Source organism: Methylobacterium sp. 001424705, from assembly GCF_059816145.1.
Window position 1 is genome coordinate 1 of sequence record NZ_JCBANU010000008.1, and the last position, 14,983, is coordinate 14,983.

Genomic DNA, 14,983 nt, shown 5'->3' on the forward strand with positions numbered 1-14,983 from the left:
CCCCCGAACCCCGGCGCCGGCCCATGACGACCACCCCCGCCCCCAAACCCGCTCCCGAGCGCTACAACGCCAAGGAGACAGAGCCGCGCTGGCAGCAGGCGTGGGATGCGGCGGCCATCTACGCCACGAAGAACGACGATCCGAAGCCGAAATACTACGTGTTGGAGATGTTCCCCTACCCGTCGGGGCGCATCCACATGGGCCACGTGCGCAACTACGCCATGGGCGACGTGGTGGCGCGCTACAAGCGGGCGCGGGGCTTCAACGTGCTGCACCCGATGGGCTGGGACGCCTTCGGCCTGCCGGCCGAGAACGCCGCCATGGAGCGCAGGGTCAACCCGCGCGACTGGACCTACGCCAACATCGCGACGATGCGCGGCCAGCTCCAGAGCATGGGCCTGTCGCTGGACTGGAGCCGGGAGATCGCGACCTGCGACCCCGACTACTACAAGCACCAGCAGCGCATGTTCCTCGACTTCCTGGCCAAGGGTCTGGTGACGCGCCGCACCGCGAAGGTGAACTGGGACCCGGTGGACCACACCGTGCTGGCCAACGAGCAGGTCATTGACGGGCGCGGCTGGCGCTCGGGCGCCCTGGTGGAGCAGCGCGAGCTGACCCAGTGGTTCTTCAAGATCACCGATTTCGCCCAGGATCTCTACGACGCCCTCGACGGCCTGGAGCGCTGGCCCGAGAAGGTCCGGGTGATGCAGAAGAACTGGATCGGCCGCTCGGAAGGGCTGGAGGTCCGCTTCGCCCTGGAGGCGCCGCCGGCCCATGTCGACCCCGAGGTGAAGGTCTACACGACGCGGCCCGACACCCTGTTCGGGGCGAAGTTTCTGGCCATCGCCGCCGACCACCCCATCGCCGCCGCCCTGGCCCCGGCCCACCCGGCCCTGCAGGGCTTCATCGAGGAATGCCGGCGCACGGGCACGGCCCAGGCCGCCATCGACACGGCGGAGAAGCTCGGCTTCGACACCGGCCTCAAGGTCCGCCACCCCCTCGACCCGTCCTGGCTGCTGCCGGTCTACGTCGCGAACTTCGTGCTCATGGACTACGGCACCGGCGCGGTGTTCGGCTGCCCGGCCCACGACCAGCGCGACCTCGACTTCGCCAACAAGTACGGGCTCGGCAACACGCCCGTGGTCTGCCCGGAGGACCAGGACGCGGCCAGCTTCGTCATCACCGACACCGCCTATGACGGCGACGGGCGGATGATCCACTCGCGCTTCCTCGACGACATGACCACGGACGAGGCCTTCCATGCCGTGGCCAACCGCCTGGAGGCGGAGATCCTCGGCGGAGAGCCGGTGGCGCAGCGCAAGGTGCAGTTCCGCCTGCGCGACTGGGGCGTCTCGCGTCAGCGCTACTGGGGCTGCCCCATCCCGATCATCCACTGCGAGGCCTGCGGGCCCGTGCCGGTGCCGGTGGCCGACCTGCCGGTGAAGCTCCCCGACACGGTTTCCTTCGACGTGCCCGGCAACCCCCTGGAGCGCGACCACGCCTGGCGCAACGTCCCCTGCCCCACCTGCGGGCAGCCGGCGCGGCGCGAGACCGACACCATGGACACCTTCGTGGATTCGTCCTGGTACTATGCCCGCTTCACCGCCCCCTGGCTGCAGGACGCGCCCACCGACCGCGCCGCGGTCGACCAGTGGCTCGCCGTCGACCAATATATCGGTGGCATCGAGCACGCGATCCTGCACCTGCTCTACGCCCGCTTCTTCATGCGGGCGATGAAGGCCACCGACTGGTCCGGCGTCTCGGAGCCCTTCGACGGCCTGTTCACGCAGGGCATGGTGGTCCACGAGACCTACAAGGATGCGGCCGGGGCCTGGGTGCCGCCGGCCGACATCCGGATCTCGGCCGAGTCCGGCATGCGGGAGGCGTTTCACGTGAAAACGGCGGCGCCGATCACGATCGGCGCCATCGAGAAGATGTCGAAGTCGAAGAAGAACGTCGTCGACCCGGACGACATCATCGCCAGCTACGGCGCCGACACCGCGCGCTGGTTCATGCTCTCCGACTCGCCGCCCGAGCGCGACGTGATCTGGACCGAGGACGGCGTCCAGGGAGCGGCCCGCTTCGTCCAGCGCGTCTGGCGTCTCGTCTCCCTGGCGAGCACCGTGGCGGCACCGGAGGCCGCCGGCGACGCCGCCCTGCGCAAGGCCGCCCACAAGGCCCTGGCCGCCGTGGAGGAGGATGTGGAGCGCCTGCGCTTCAACCGCTGCGTGGCGCACATCTACACCCTTGCCAACGCCCTCGACGAGGCCCTGCGGGGCGGCGTCTCGCGGGCCGTCGCCGGGGAGGCGGCCGGGATCCTGACCCAGCTGATCGCCCCGATGATGCCGCATCTCGCCGAGGAATGCTGGCAGGCGCTGGGCCGCGACGGCCTGGCCGCGCAGGCGGCCTGGCCGAAGGTCGAGCGCGCGCTTCTCGTGGAGGACAGCGTCACCCTCCCCGTCCAGCTCAACGGCAAGAAGCGGGCGGACGTCACGGTGCCGCGCAGCGCCGACGTCGCCGCGGTCCAGGCCCTGGTGCTCGCCGACGAGGCGGTGCAGCGGGCCCTGGAGGGCCGCGCCCCGAAGAAGGTGATCGTGGTGCCGGGCCGGATCGTGAACCTCGTCGTCTGATCGAGGAGACCGCGCTCCGGCTTCCGGCGGGCGGAACGGGGCCTGGCACAGCGCCCGGCCTTCCCAACGCTGAAATTCGGTTCGGCGCGCGCGACGCAGCCCTCCTCCCCAGCGGATCTCGGGCCTGCCCGAGATCCATGGCGCTTGCGGGAAGGCGTTGGAGGCGGGGGTGGTTGGGCGACCCTCGCGTTGCCAAGGCAAGTGGAACCGCCCACACCCCCGACCCCGCCCCTTTAAGAGGAAGGGGGACGCCCACATTGTCCACACCCCCGATCCGGCGACCATGATCCTGCCGGATAGGAAACGTAAAGCTTGGCGCGAATAGGCTGTCGTCGAACTTCGGTTCGCCGTACAGACGGGCAGGACGAGACAGCGGGACGGCAGCGGGCATGATGCGCTTGGCAAACGGGGCGATGGCGGTTCGGGTCGCGGCAACCGGTTCGGTCGGCCGGGCCGTGCGGGTCGCGGCCGTCGCCGCCCTGGCGCTCAACCTGTCGGCCTGCTTCCGCCCTCTCTACGGCCCCACCGCCTCCGGCGAGCCCATGGCCGCCCTCCTCGCCTCCGTCCAGGTGGACGACGTGGCGATGGCGCAGGGCCAGGAGCGCCTGGGGCATTACCTGCGCAGCGAACTCATCTTCGATCTCGACGGCTCGGGCCAGCCCTCCGCCAAGCGCTATCGCCTGAAGATGCAGGGCAGCGAGTCGGTGCAGACCCCGATCGTCTCCTCGCAGACCGGTCGCGCCGAGGCCGGCACCATCGTCGGAACCGTGGAGTACGCCCTGGAAGACCTGAGCGGCACGAAGATCATCAGCGAGGGCGTGGCGACCTCCACCGCCACCTACGACCGCTCGATCCAGCGCTTCGCCAGCCTGCGGGCCGCCCGTGACGCCGAGATCCGCCTCGCCAAGGTCCTGGCCGAGCAGATCAAGACCCGCATCGCCTCCGTGCTGGTGACGAAGCCCTGAGCGGGACGGGCGCGTGACCGCCGTCAAGGCCGGCGACGTCGACGGGCTGATCCGGCGTGGGCCCGATCCGCGCATCGCGATCCTCCTCGTCTACGGCCCGGATACGGGCCTCGTCTTCACCCGCGCCAAGGCCCTGGCGGAAGCCTTCGTCAGCGATCCGGGCGACCCCTTCGCCATGGTGAAGATCGACGGGGACGTGCTGGCCCAGGACCCCGGCCGCCTCGTGGACGAGGCCGGCACGGTCGGACTCTTCGGCGGCACCCGCACCATCTGGGTCCGGTCCGGCAGCCGCAACTACGCCCCCGCCGTCGAGGCCGCCCTGAAGGCCGAGATCCAGAACGCCCGCATCGTGGTGGAGGGCGGCGACCTCGCCAAGAGCGCGCCCTTGCGGACGCTCTGCGAGAAGTCGCCGAAGGCCCTCGCCCTGCCCTGCTATCCCGACGACGAGCGGGCCTTGGGCGACCTCATCGACCGCACCCTGCAGGACCAGGGCCTGCGCATCGCCCGCGAGGCGCGGGACGTGCTCGCCACCAGCCTCGGCGGCGACCGCGGCGCCAGCCTGTCGGAGATCGAGAAGCTCGCCCTCTACGCCCGTGGCCAGAGCCAGGTGAGCCTCGACGATGTCGAGGCGGTGGTCAGCGACGTCGCCGGCAGCGTGCTCAACACCCTGATCGATGCGGCCTTCGCCGGGCGCAGCGGCGAGGTCGAGCGCGATTATCGCCGCTTCCGCCACGAGGGCATGGATCCCTCGGTGATGCTCGGCTCGGCCCTGCGGCACGCCCTGACGCTCCTGGCCACGCGGCTCGCCGGGGAGGGGCAGAGTGCCAGCCTGATGGTGGCGAACTGGCGTGGCCTGCATTTCCGGCGGAAAGCCCTGGTGGAGACCCAGCTCGCCCGCTGGTCGCCCCCGGCCCTGCGCCACGCGATCCAGCTGTTGCAGGACTCCGTCCTGGCCTGCCGCCGCGCGGACCCGGACCTGGCCCACGCGCATGCCTCGAGCACCCTCCTGCGCATCGCCGGCGAGGCGGCCCGGCGGCGTTAGCGATCGGTCTGGCTCAGGCCTCCGCCTGCCCCAGGTTGAAGCGCTGGCACAGGGCTTCGAGCTCGGCCGCGTTCTCGTAGCGGATGCGGATCTCCCCCGCCCCGGCCACCTTCGACTTGACGGCCACCGTCATGCCGAGGGCGCGGGCCATGGCCTGCTCCAAGGTGCGGATCTCCGCATCCTTCTCGGCCGCGCGCCGGGGCCGGCCGGGGCGGGGGCCGTCGCCCTCCGGCACCTCGGCGGAGGCCAAGGCCTCGACCTCGCGGACCGACAGGCCCTCCTCCACGATCCGGCGGGCGACGCCCTCGGCATCCCGCACGGCCAGGAGCGCGCGGGCATGGCCGGCCGTGATCTCACCGGCCACGACTCGGTCCTGAATCGTCGGGGCGAGCTGGAGCAGCCGAAGGGTGTTGGCGAGGTGGCTGCGGCTCTTGCCGAGGATCTCTGCGAGCTCGCTCTGGCTGTACTGGAACTCGCTCATCAACCGCTCGTAGCCCGCAGCCTCCTCGATGGCGTTGAGGTCCGTGCGCTGGACGTTCTCCAGGATGGCAAATTCGAGGGAGGTCCGATCGTCGATCTCCACCGTGACCACCGGCACTTCGTGGAGCCCGGCCCGCTGGGCCGCGCGCCAGCGGCGCTCGCCGGCGACGATCTCGTAGGTGTCCGGCACGCCGGCCAGGGCCCGGACCACGATGGGCTGGATGATGCCGCGCAGCTTGATCGAAGCCGACAGCTCCTCGAGGTCGGATTCGTGGAAGCGGCGGCGCGGGTTGCGCGGGTTTGGACGCAGGAATTCCACCGCGACCTTGCGCTGCTCCTGCGACTTGCTCGCCGCGGCACTGTCGTCGCCGAAATCGCCGATCAGGGCCGCGAGGCCGCGCCCGAGCCGGGGCCGCACCACATCATCCGCCATCGCCACCTGCTTCAACTCCGAACCTTCGGGAAACGCTTGTCACACACCGGGGGCAGGGGGCCCCCGCATCGGTCACGCGGCGACGGGCAGACGCCCCTCGCGCTGGATGATCTCGGAGGCGAGGCGCAGGTAGGCCTGCGAGCCCGCACATTTGAGATCGTAGAGCAGCACGGGCTTGCCGTGCGACGGCGCCTCGGACACGCGGACGTTGCGGGGAATCATGGTCTCGTAGACCTTCTCCCCCATGAAGCTGCGTACATCCGCCACCACCTGCGCCGACAGGTTGTTGCGGGGATCGAACATGGTCAGGACGATGCCCTGGATGGTGAGGCGCGGATTGAGGGCGCCCCGCACCTGCTCCACCGTGCGCAGCAGCTGGCTCAAGCCTTCGAGGGCGAAGAACTCGCATTGCAGGGGGACCAGCACCGCGTCGGAGGCCGCCAGGGCGTTGATCGTCAGCAGGTTCAGGGAGGGCGGGCAGTCGATCAGCACGTAGGTGACACCCGCCGTGGCGCCAACCTCGCCGACGCCCTTCAGCACGTTGCGCAGGCGATGGGCGCGGTCCGGCGCGCTTGCCATCTCCAGCTCCAGGCCGAGGAGGTCCATGGTGGAGGGGGCCACCATCAGGCGCGGCACCGCGGTGGGGATGCAGGCCTGCCCCAGGGACGCCTCGCCGGCGAGCACGTGGTAGGTCGAGACCTTGCGCTGGCGGCGATCGATGCCGAGACCCGTGGAGGCGTTGCCCTGCGGATCGAGGTCGATCACCAGAACGCTCTCGCCGATGGCCGCCAGAGCGGTGCCGAGGTTGATCGCCGTCGTCGTCTTGCCGACGCCCCCCTTCTGGTTGGCCAGGGCCAGGATGCGCAGCGGCCGATCCGGATGCGCTCCGGTCGTCGGTACGGCAGTCGGATCGCTTGTCATGAATCCACGCGAGATAGGGTCGTGACGCGGACGATCCGCGCTTCCGACTCGGTTCGGCTCGGCTCGAGATCGTAAACGAATCTCCACCGTTGCGCGGCCTCGGTCAATTCCGATTGGACATCCCGTCCTTTCGGAAACAGGCCGACCGTGCCAGTTGTCAACAGCGGCTCCGCCCAGGCGAGCAGCTGGGCGAGGGGGGCGAGCGCCCGGGCGCAGACCACCGCGACGCCCCGATGTGCGCCGATGACCTGCTCGATCCGGGCGTTGTGCACCGTCGCAGGCGCGCCGGTGAGGCGCGCGGTCTCGGTGAGGAAGGCGCATTTGCGCGCATTGCTCTCGACGAGATCGACCCGAAACCCGGGACGCTCCCGGCCTGCGATGGCAAGGACGAGGCCGGGAAGTCCCGCCCCCGCACCGAGGTCCAGCCAGGTGTCGGCCTCCGGCGCGAGCTCCCGAAGCTGGAGCGCGTCGGCAATGTGGCGGGTCCAGACCTCGGACAGGGTGGCCGGTCCGACCAGATTCTTGACCGTCTGCCAGCGCCGGAGCTGGTCGACATAGAGATCGAGGCGCTGCGCTGTTTCACGTGAAACACCCGCAGCGGCCAGGACCCGATCGCGGTCGCGATCAGAGGCCATAGGAGGCCCCACGCTCGGCCCGGCGGGCATGGGCGGCGAGGAGCGTAAGGGCGGCGGGGGTCACGCCTTCGATGCGGGCCGCCTGCCCCAGGGTTCCCGGACGCACGGCCTCGAGCTTCAGCCGCATCTCGTTCGACAACCCGGGAATGCCCGCATAATCCAGGCGGATCGGCAGGGCCACGGCCTCGTCCCGGCGGAAGGCGGCGATGTCGGCCCGCTGCCGGTCTAGATAGACGGCGTAGGTGGCATCCGTGCAGAGCCGCTCGGCCACGCGGGGCGGGACCGCCGCGAGTTCCGGCCAGACCGCGCAGAGGCGCGCCCAGTCGATGTCCGGGTAGGACAGGAGCTGGAAGGCGCTGCGGCGGATTCCGTCCTGGTTGAGCGCGATGCCGGCGGCCCCGGCCTGGTTCGGGCTGAGACTCAGGCGGTCGAGCTGCGCGCGCGCGGCCTCGAGGGCCGTCTGCCCGGCGGCGAAATGCGCGGCGCGGTGCCGCCCGACGCAGCCGAGGGCGGCGCCCTTCGGCGTCAGGCGCTCGTCGGCATTGTCGATGCGCAGGGAGAGCCGGTATTCCGAGCGCGAGGTGAACATGCGGTAGGGCTCGCTCACCCCATGGGTAACGAGATCGTCGATCATCACGCCGAGGTAGGATTCGGCCCGGTCGAAGGTGGCGAGGGCCGAGCCGCCGGCGTGGCGGGCCGCGTTGATGCCAGCCACGAGCCCCTGCCCCGCCGCTTCCTCGTAGCCGGTGGTGCCGTTGATCTGCCCGGCCAGGAACAGGCCCGGCAGGCGCTTGGCCTGGAGGGTCGAGTCGAGTTCGCGGGGGTCCACGTAGTCGTACTCGATGGCGTAACCCGGCCGCAGGATCGCGGCGCGCTCCAGCCCGGGGATCAGCGCGATGACCTCGCGCTGGACGCTCTCGGGCAGCGCGGTGGAGATGCCATTGGGGTAGACGGTCGGGTCGTCCAGGCCTTCCGGTTCGAGGAAGATCTGGTGGCCCTCGCGATCGCCGAAGCGCACCACCTTGTCCTCGATGGACGGGCAGTAGCGCGGCCCCCGACTGGCGATTCCGCCGGAATACATCGGCGAGCGGTGCAGGTTGGCGCGGATGAGGTCGTGGACCGCCTGGGTCGTGCGGGTGATGCCGCACTGGATCTGCGGCGTGGTGATCCGCTCGGTAAGGGTCGAGAACGGGACGGGGTCCGCGTCGGCCGACTGCATCTCCAGGCCGGACCAGTCGATGGTGCGCCCGTCGAGGCGGGCCGGCGTGCCGGTCTTCAGGCGGCCGAGGGCGAAACCGGCGCGGTCCAGTGTCCGGGCCAAGCCCACGGACGGCGCCTCGCCAATCCGACCGGCGGGGATCTGGGTCTCGCCGATATGGATGAGGCCGCGCAGGAAGGTGCCGGTGGTCAGCACGACGGCGGCGCAGGGGAGGGTGCGCCCATCGGCCAGGATCACCCCCGAGACGCGTCCCCCGGCGAGGGCGAGGTCGGCCACCTCCCCTTCGATCACCGCCAGGTTCGCGGTCCCGGCGATGGCCGCCTGCATGGCGCGGGCGTAGAGCTTGCGATCAGCCTGGGTGCGGGGACCGCGGACCGCGGGACCCTTGCGTCGGTTAAGGAGCCGGAACTGGATGCCGGCCGCGTCGGCGACCCGCCCCATCAGGCCGTCGAGGGCATCGACCTCGCAGACCAGATGACCCTTGCCCAGACCGCCGATGGCGGGATTGCAGGACATGGCACCGATGGTGGCGGCCTGATGGGTCACGAGGGCCGTCCGCGCGCCGATCCGGGCCGCGGCGGCCGCCGCCTCGACGCCGGCATGGCCTCCACCGACGACGATCACGTCGTAGGAATCAGGGGTGTGGTGCATGGGATCGATTAAGCGGCTGGCGCGCCGATGGTCAATCGATGGTTCGACCACGGCGTGGTTTTCACGTGAAACCGCCGCCCCGTGGTCCTAGGGTCACAGGCCGGGGTCGACCGGGCTCACTTGCCGATGCAGAAGCCGGAGAACAGCCGATCCAGCATCTCCTCGACGCTCACATGCCCTGCCACTTCGCCCAGCGCGCGCACGGCGAGCCGGAGATCCTCGGCGGCGAGCTCGGGCAGGGCGGCCCCCGCCAGCAGGCGGTCGAGATCCTCACGGCAGCGGGTCAGCCCCAGCCGGTGGCGTTCGCGGGTGATCAGAGCATCGCCGCTCCCCACTGCTCGGGAAGCCTCGGCCTCGATGGCCGCCAGCAATCCGTCCAGGCCCGCGCCGGTGATCGCCGAGATGCCGATCGCGCTCTCCGGCACGCCGACGGCGGGCTCGAGGTCGCGCTTGGTCCGCACGCGGAGCACCGGTCCCTCCGGCATCGGCTCGCGCGTGGTCGCCGGCGCGTCCGGGCCGTCGAGCATCACGACGAGGTCGGCCTGCCGCATCCGGGCCCGTGTGCGGCGGATGCCCTCCGCCTCGATGGCATCGCCCGCCTCGCGCAGGCCGGCGGTGTCGACCAGGATCACCGGCAAGCCGCCGAGGTCGCAGCGGACCTCGATGACGTCGCGGGTGGTGCCGGGGATGGCCGAGACGATGGCCGCCTCGCGCCGGCTCAGGGCGTTCAGCAGCGTCGACTTGCCGGCATTGGGTGGCCCGGCCAGGACCACGGTGAAACCATCCCGCAGGCGCTCGCCGCGCCGGGCATCGGCCAGGACCGTTGCGATCTCGTCGCGGATCGCGCGGGCCTTCTGCGCCAGGGCGGCGTCCAGGGCCCCGTCGTCGACGTCCCCTTCGTCGGAGAAATCGAGGGCCGCCTCGACGCCCGCGAGGAGATCGATGAGGCGTGCGCGCCAATCGGCCACCCGCCCGCCCAGGGCCCCATCGAGCTGGCGCAGGGCCTGGCGTCGCTGCGCCTCGGTCTCGGCATCGATGAGGTCGGCGATCCCCTCGGCTTCGGTGAGGTCCAGACGGCCGTTGAGGAAGGCCCGGCGGGTGAAGGCCCCGGGCTCGGCCGGTCGACAGTGCGGGATCTCGGCCAGGGCTTGCAGGACCGCGCTGCGAACGGCCAGGCCGCCATGCAAGTGCAGCTCCACCATGTCCTCGCCGGTGAAGCTGGCAGGGCCCGGCATCCAGGCGACGAGGGCCTGGTCGAGCGGCGTGCCGTCGGGGCTGCGCAGCGTGCGCAGGGACAGGCGGCGGGGCGGGGGGACGGGGCCGGCGAGGGTGTGAACCACCGCGGCCGAGGCCGGTCCGGAGATCCGGATGACACTGACCGCCGATCGACCCGGGCCGGTGGCAGGCGCGTAGAGGGTGGGGGTTTCGGTCATCGGCGCGGCGCCCCAGACGCCAATCCCTGACGCGTCAGGCAATCGTTAACCAGCTAATAAACTTGTTTCAGCCGGAAATCTTCGAGCGGTCGAGGGCACCGACCGGACCCGTAGGCTGATGCCGCGCGGGTCCGGCCGGGTCGGTCTCAGGTGTTCATCGAGTCGAAGAAGTCGTTGTTGCTCTTGGTCTGGCGCAGCTTGTCCATGAGGAACTCGATCGCGTCGGTGACGCCCATCGGGTTGAGGATGCGGCGCAGGACGTAGGTCTTCTTGAGCGCATCCGGCGGCACCAGGAGCTCTTCCTTGCGGGTGCCCGAGCGGGTGATGTCGATGGCCGGGAAGATGCGCTTGTCGGAGACCTTGCGGTCGAGAATGATCTCGGAGTTGCCGGTGCCCTTGAACTCCTCGAAGATCACCTCGTCCATGCGCGAGCCGGTGTCGATGAGCGCGGTGGCGATGATCGAGAGCGAGCCGCCCTCCTCGATGTTGCGGGCGGCACCGAAGAAGCGCTTCGGGCGCTGCAGGGCGTTGGCGTCGACGCCGCCCGTGAGCACCTTGCCGGAGGACGGCACCACGGTGTTGTAGGCCCGGCCCAGGCGGGTGATCGAATCGAGCAGGATGACCACGTCACGGCCATGCTCCACGAGGCGCTTGGCCTTCTCGATCACCATCTCGGCGACCTGCACGTGGCGGGTGGCCGGCTCGTCGAAGGTCGAGGCGATGACCTCGCCCTTCACCGAGCGGATCATGTCGGTGACTTCCTCGGGGCGCTCGTCGATGAGCAGCACGATGAGGTAGCATTCCGGGTGGTTGATGGTGATCGACTGCGCGATGTTCTGCATCAGCACGGTCTTGCCGGTGCGCGGCGGCGCCACGATCAGGGCGCGCTGGCCCTTGCCGATGGGGGCGACGATGTCGATGATCCGCGGCGAGAAATCCTTCTTGGGCGGATTGTCCAGTTCGAGCTTGAAGCGCTGCGTCGGGAAGAGCGGCGTCAGGTTGTCGAAATGGACCTTGTGCTTGATCTTCTCCGGGTTCTCGAAGTTGATCGTGTTGACCTTGAGCAGCGCGAAGTAGCGCTCGCCGTCCTTGGGTCCGCGGATCGGCCCCTCGACGGTGTCGCCGGTGCGCAGGCCGAAGCGGCGGATCTGCGTCGGCGAGATGTAGATGTCGTCGGGACCCGGCAGGTAGTTCGAGTCGGACGAGCGCAGGAAGCCGAAGCCGTCCTGCAGCACCTCGACGGTCCCGGCCCCGATGATCTCGACTTCCTTGGCAGCGAGCTGCTTCAGGATCGCGAACATCAGTTCCTGCTTGCGCATGGTCGAGGCGTTCTCGACCTCGACCTCTTCGGCGAAGGCGATCAGGTCGGTCGGCGTCCTGGACTTGAGGTCCTGGAGCTTGACCTCGCGCATGCCGTCGAGATCGGCGGCGACGATTCCGCCCTCGGCCGGGCTTTCCACGGGGAGGGTCTCGTACGGTGACGTCATGGGGGATTCAGAACCGGCGGGAAGGGCGAGGCGGGGCAGAGGGTCGGACGGGGCAGTCGGGGAGTTTGGTCGCCGGGCGCCGTTTCGGCGCCGATCAGTCGGTCCGTCCTGGGGAAAGACGGCTCCGCGCATCGTCTTGGCGGAGCCAGGGGCTCACGGATGCAACACGGCGTAACGAGGAGAGGCCTCAGCGGTAGCGCGTTTCCCGGCTTTTCGCAAGGTCCGTCCGTCGGGGCTCCGCCAGGGGCCCTCAGCGGCGGCGCAGGCGGACGTAGAGGGCCCCGGCGCCGCCGTGGTGGCGGGCCGCCTCCTCGAAGCCGAGGACCACGGTGCGCAGCTCCGGCGCGCGCAGCCAGTGGGGCACGCTGCGGCGGAGCACGCCGCGCTCGGAGAAGGCGTCGTCGTAGGTCGGGCCGCCCTTGCCGGTGACCACGAGGACGTGGGTGTGGCCCGACGCCCGGGCCCGCATCAGGAAGCCGATCAGCGCCCCGTGCGCCTCCGCCTGGTACATCCCGTGGAGATCGATCCGGGCATCGACCTGGAGGGCGCCCCGGCGCAGGGCAAGGCGGACGCGGCGCTCGAGACCGGGCGCGGTCGGCGGTGCCGGTGCCAGGACGGGGGCCGGCGGCGCCGGCGGCGGGTTCGGCTTCAGAGCCGCGCGCTTGGCCAGCGTCCGGGGCATCGGTTTCGGGGGCGCGGGCTTGGCGGGACCCGAGTTGGTGATGGCGGACTTGGTGATGGCGGACTTGGCGGGGACGACCTTGGACGACGCCCCCGCGGGCGTCGCCGGGGCCGGCGTGGCGGCGGCCGGCTTGCCCGCCGCGCCCCGCCCCGCGAGGCGGCCGCGCAGGGGCGTGATCAGCCGGGCGATCTCGCCCCACAGATAGGCGTCCTCCCCGGAGAGGCCGCGCGGGCGCCGGGGCGTCTTCATGGGGCGGACGTCCCGGATTTCGGGAGCAGGACGACGAAGCCGACGGCGTCGCGCAGGTTGCCGGCGGCGATCCCCGCCTCCGCGCCGGTGCCGAGATAGAGGTCGCCGCGCGCCGGGCCGACGATGGCCGACCCCGTGTCGGCGGCGACGACGAGGCGCCCCGGCTCGGCGGATCCGGCGATCCGGCCCTCGAGCCAGAACGGCAGGCCGTAGCGCCAGAGGGTGGCGTCCACCGCGAGGTTGCGGCCGGGGCTCAGGGGCACGCCGGCCCCGCCGGGCGGCCCGAGCGTCGGGTCGTCGATCTCGGCCAGGCGGAAGAAGATGTAGGAGGCGTTGGCCCGCATCAGCCGGGCGGCGTGCCGGGGGTTGGCCCGCAGCCAGCCGGTCCAGCGGGCCAGGGTGAGGCCGTCGAGGGGCAGGTGCCCCTCCGTCACGATGAGCTTGCCGATGGAGGTGTAGGGCCGGCCGTTGCGGCCGTCGTAGAGGACCCGGACGGAGCGCCCGTCGGTCAGGCGGACCCGGCCGGAGCCCTGGACCTGGAGCACGAACAGGTCGACGGCGTCGCGCAGGTAGAGGAGGGGGCGGGCGCGGGCGCCCAGGGCGCCGTCCTCGATCGCGGCCCGGTCGGGATAGGCCTCGAAGCCGTCGCCGGTCCGGCGCGCGGCGCGCAAGGACGGGTCGAGGCCGGGCCGCGTCTCGCCGGGCTCCAGGCTGACGAGGTCGTCGGGCCGGGCCAGCACCGCGGCGGTGAAATCCGGGCTCGGGGTGGCGGCGCCGACGAGTTCCGGCTCGAAGTAGCCGGTGAGGAAGCCCGTGCGCTGCTCGGGCTTGCCCCCGGCCGGAGGCCTGACGATCCGGTAGGGCGTGAAGGCTTCGGCGAAGAAGCGGGCCGCCGCGGCGTCACCCACGGGCTCGGGCACGAACTCGGCACGGGCGCAGGCGGTCCGGAGCGCCTCGGGCGCGCCCGCGACGGTGGCGGGCTGGGGCGTCCCCGGCGGGGTCCGGCAGGTCCGGCGGAAGGCCGCGAGCGCCGCGTCGGCGTCGGGGCCAGGGAACCCCGGCAGCGAGGCGGGATCGACCGGCTCCAGCACGGCCCCGCCCACGCGAAACGGCTCGGCCGCGGGGGCGGCCGAGCCGGGGGAGGGGAGGCTGAGGGCGGCGAGGAGACTCGCCGCGGGACGGAAGAACCGGATCACGCGACCTTGGGCCTCTTAAGGCTCAGGCGCCGGCTTCCGTGGCGACGAGCTGCCAGTTCGGGTCGCGGGTGCCCAGCGTCCGGGCGAAGGTCCAGACGTCCGGCACCTCGACCACCGCCTCGGCGCTGCCGTCGGTCACCTGCCCCTGCGCGTTGCGGGTGGCGGTGATGAGGTGGGAGAGGAAGTGCACGGTGACCTGCGCGACGCGGTTCTTCACGTCGACGGCCACGATCTCGGCCTTGTCGAGGGAGACGAAGGTGGTCTCCACGGTCTCGCGGCGGGCCTCGCGGGCGTCGATCTCACGCTCGAAGCCCTCGCAGACCTCGCGGGAGAGCAGGCTGCGCAGGGTCTTGCGGTCGCCCTTGGCGAAGGCGATCACGATGGCCTCGTAGGCGCTGCGGGCCCCCTCCACGAAGGCGCGCGGATCGAAGGCGGGCTCGACCTGGACGATGGATTCGAGGCCCTGGGCGATGGCCGAGCCGGGCTCGGCGATGCCGCGCCAGTCGCGCACGTCGGTCTTCACCGCGGTCTGGCCGCGATCGGCCGGGGGCTGGACCCGGTCGGCGCCGGGCAGGCGCACGACGTTGTCGCCTTCCCCGCGGGCCGGCGGCTCGGTGCGGCTGCGGTCCACCGGCTTGAAGGGCGAGCGCTCCGTGCCGGTCTTCTGACCCAGCACCGAGCGCAGGCGCCAGATGACGAAGACCGCCAGCGCGAGAAAGATCAGGGTCGTCAAGTCGAAGGAGTCCTGCATCACTGATCCGATCGTGGCCGTGGCACGAATACGTTACTTCACGGGGCTCTGGAAACCCGGCCCGGGTCCTCGGCTGACATGCGTGGCCGAGACACGCCCGGCCGAATAGGTCCGGCCAGGAAGGATCTGGCCGGGAGAGATCTGGCCAGAAAGATCTGGCCATGTCGCGCATTCCCCCGGCCCCGCGCAAGGCGCAGGCCGGGTTCCTG

At 71.2% G+C, this 14,983-nt stretch carries 12 protein-coding genes; 3 read left to right on the forward strand and 9 right to left on the reverse strand.

The window, feature by feature from the left end:
- Positions 1–23 precede the first annotated feature (23 nt).
- The 3 genes from leuS (at position 24) to holA (ending at position 4,637) form a co-directional block, all read left to right on the forward strand.
- Positions 24–2,630: a leucine--tRNA ligase gene (gene leuS, locus AC6EUL_RS08185; protein WP_499869812.1), complete on the forward strand. Its 2,607-nt coding sequence runs from the start codon at positions 24–26 to the stop codon at positions 2,628–2,630.
- Positions 2,631–3,043: 413 nt separating this feature from the next.
- On the forward strand, positions 3,044–3,595 hold the full coding sequence (gene lptE, locus AC6EUL_RS08190) for an LPS assembly lipoprotein LptE (RefSeq protein ID WP_499869868.1): 552 nt from the start codon (positions 3,044–3,046) through the stop codon (positions 3,593–3,595).
- A gap of 13 nt (positions 3,596–3,608) precedes the next feature.
- Complete coding sequence (holA, locus tag AC6EUL_RS08195) at positions 3,609–4,637, forward strand: DNA polymerase III subunit delta (protein ID WP_056218436.1); 1,029 nt, start codon at positions 3,609–3,611, stop codon at positions 4,635–4,637.
- Positions 4,638–4,650: 13 nt separating this feature from the next.
- On the opposite strand, the gene AC6EUL_RS08200 is transcribed toward holA, so the two are convergent.
- The 9 genes from AC6EUL_RS08200 to AC6EUL_RS08240 all read right to left on the reverse strand — a co-directional run bounded on the left by AC6EUL_RS08200 (position 4,651) and on the right by AC6EUL_RS08240 (position 14,774).
- Positions 4,651–5,550, reverse strand: a complete 900-nt coding sequence (locus tag AC6EUL_RS08200) for a ParB/RepB/Spo0J family partition protein (RefSeq protein ID WP_056219423.1) — start codon at positions 5,548–5,550, stop codon at positions 4,651–4,653.
- Positions 5,551–5,622: 72 nt separating this feature from the next.
- Positions 5,623–6,471 (reverse strand): ParA family protein, encoded by an 849-nt coding sequence (locus AC6EUL_RS08205; RefSeq protein WP_056218438.1) that lies wholly within the window; start codon positions 6,469–6,471, stop codon positions 5,623–5,625.
- The gene (gene rsmG, locus AC6EUL_RS08210) at positions 6,468–7,106 is read right to left on the reverse strand and encodes a 16S rRNA (guanine(527)-N(7))-methyltransferase RsmG (protein WP_499869869.1); all 639 of its coding nucleotides are present in this window, start codon (positions 7,104–7,106) and stop codon (positions 6,468–6,470) included. Before rsmG ends, AC6EUL_RS08205 begins: the two co-directional genes overlap by 4 nt.
- Positions 7,096–8,976, reverse strand: a complete 1,881-nt coding sequence (gene mnmG / locus AC6EUL_RS08215; protein ID WP_499869813.1) for a tRNA uridine-5-carboxymethylaminomethyl(34) synthesis enzyme MnmG — start codon at positions 8,974–8,976, stop codon at positions 7,096–7,098. Before mnmG ends, rsmG begins: the two co-directional genes overlap by 11 nt.
- Before the next feature lie 116 nt (positions 8,977–9,092).
- Positions 9,093–10,409 carry a tRNA uridine-5-carboxymethylaminomethyl(34) synthesis GTPase MnmE gene (gene mnmE / locus AC6EUL_RS08220; RefSeq protein ID WP_499869814.1) on the reverse strand — a complete coding sequence of 439 codons (1,317 nt, stop codon included), beginning with the start codon at positions 10,407–10,409 and terminating at the stop codon, positions 9,093–9,095.
- Between the two features lie 146 nt (positions 10,410–10,555).
- Positions 10,556–11,821: a transcription termination factor Rho gene (rho, locus tag AC6EUL_RS08225; protein WP_407067315.1), complete on the reverse strand. Its 1,266-nt coding sequence runs from the start codon at positions 11,819–11,821 to the stop codon at positions 10,556–10,558.
- 325 nt (positions 11,822–12,146) lie between these two features.
- Positions 12,147–12,827, reverse strand: a complete 681-nt coding sequence (locus AC6EUL_RS08230) for a Smr/MutS family protein (RefSeq protein WP_499869815.1) — start codon at positions 12,825–12,827, stop codon at positions 12,147–12,149.
- On the reverse strand, positions 12,824–14,023 hold the full coding sequence (gene mltA / locus AC6EUL_RS08235; RefSeq protein ID WP_499869816.1) for a murein transglycosylase A: 1,200 nt from the start codon (positions 14,021–14,023) through the stop codon (positions 12,824–12,826). Before mltA ends, AC6EUL_RS08230 begins: the two co-directional genes overlap by 4 nt.
- Positions 14,024–14,045: 22 nt before the next feature.
- Positions 14,046–14,774: a Tim44/TimA family putative adaptor protein gene (locus AC6EUL_RS08240; RefSeq protein ID WP_056218452.1), complete on the reverse strand. Its 729-nt coding sequence runs from the start codon at positions 14,772–14,774 to the stop codon at positions 14,046–14,048.
- Positions 14,775–14,983: the final 209 nt, after the last annotated feature.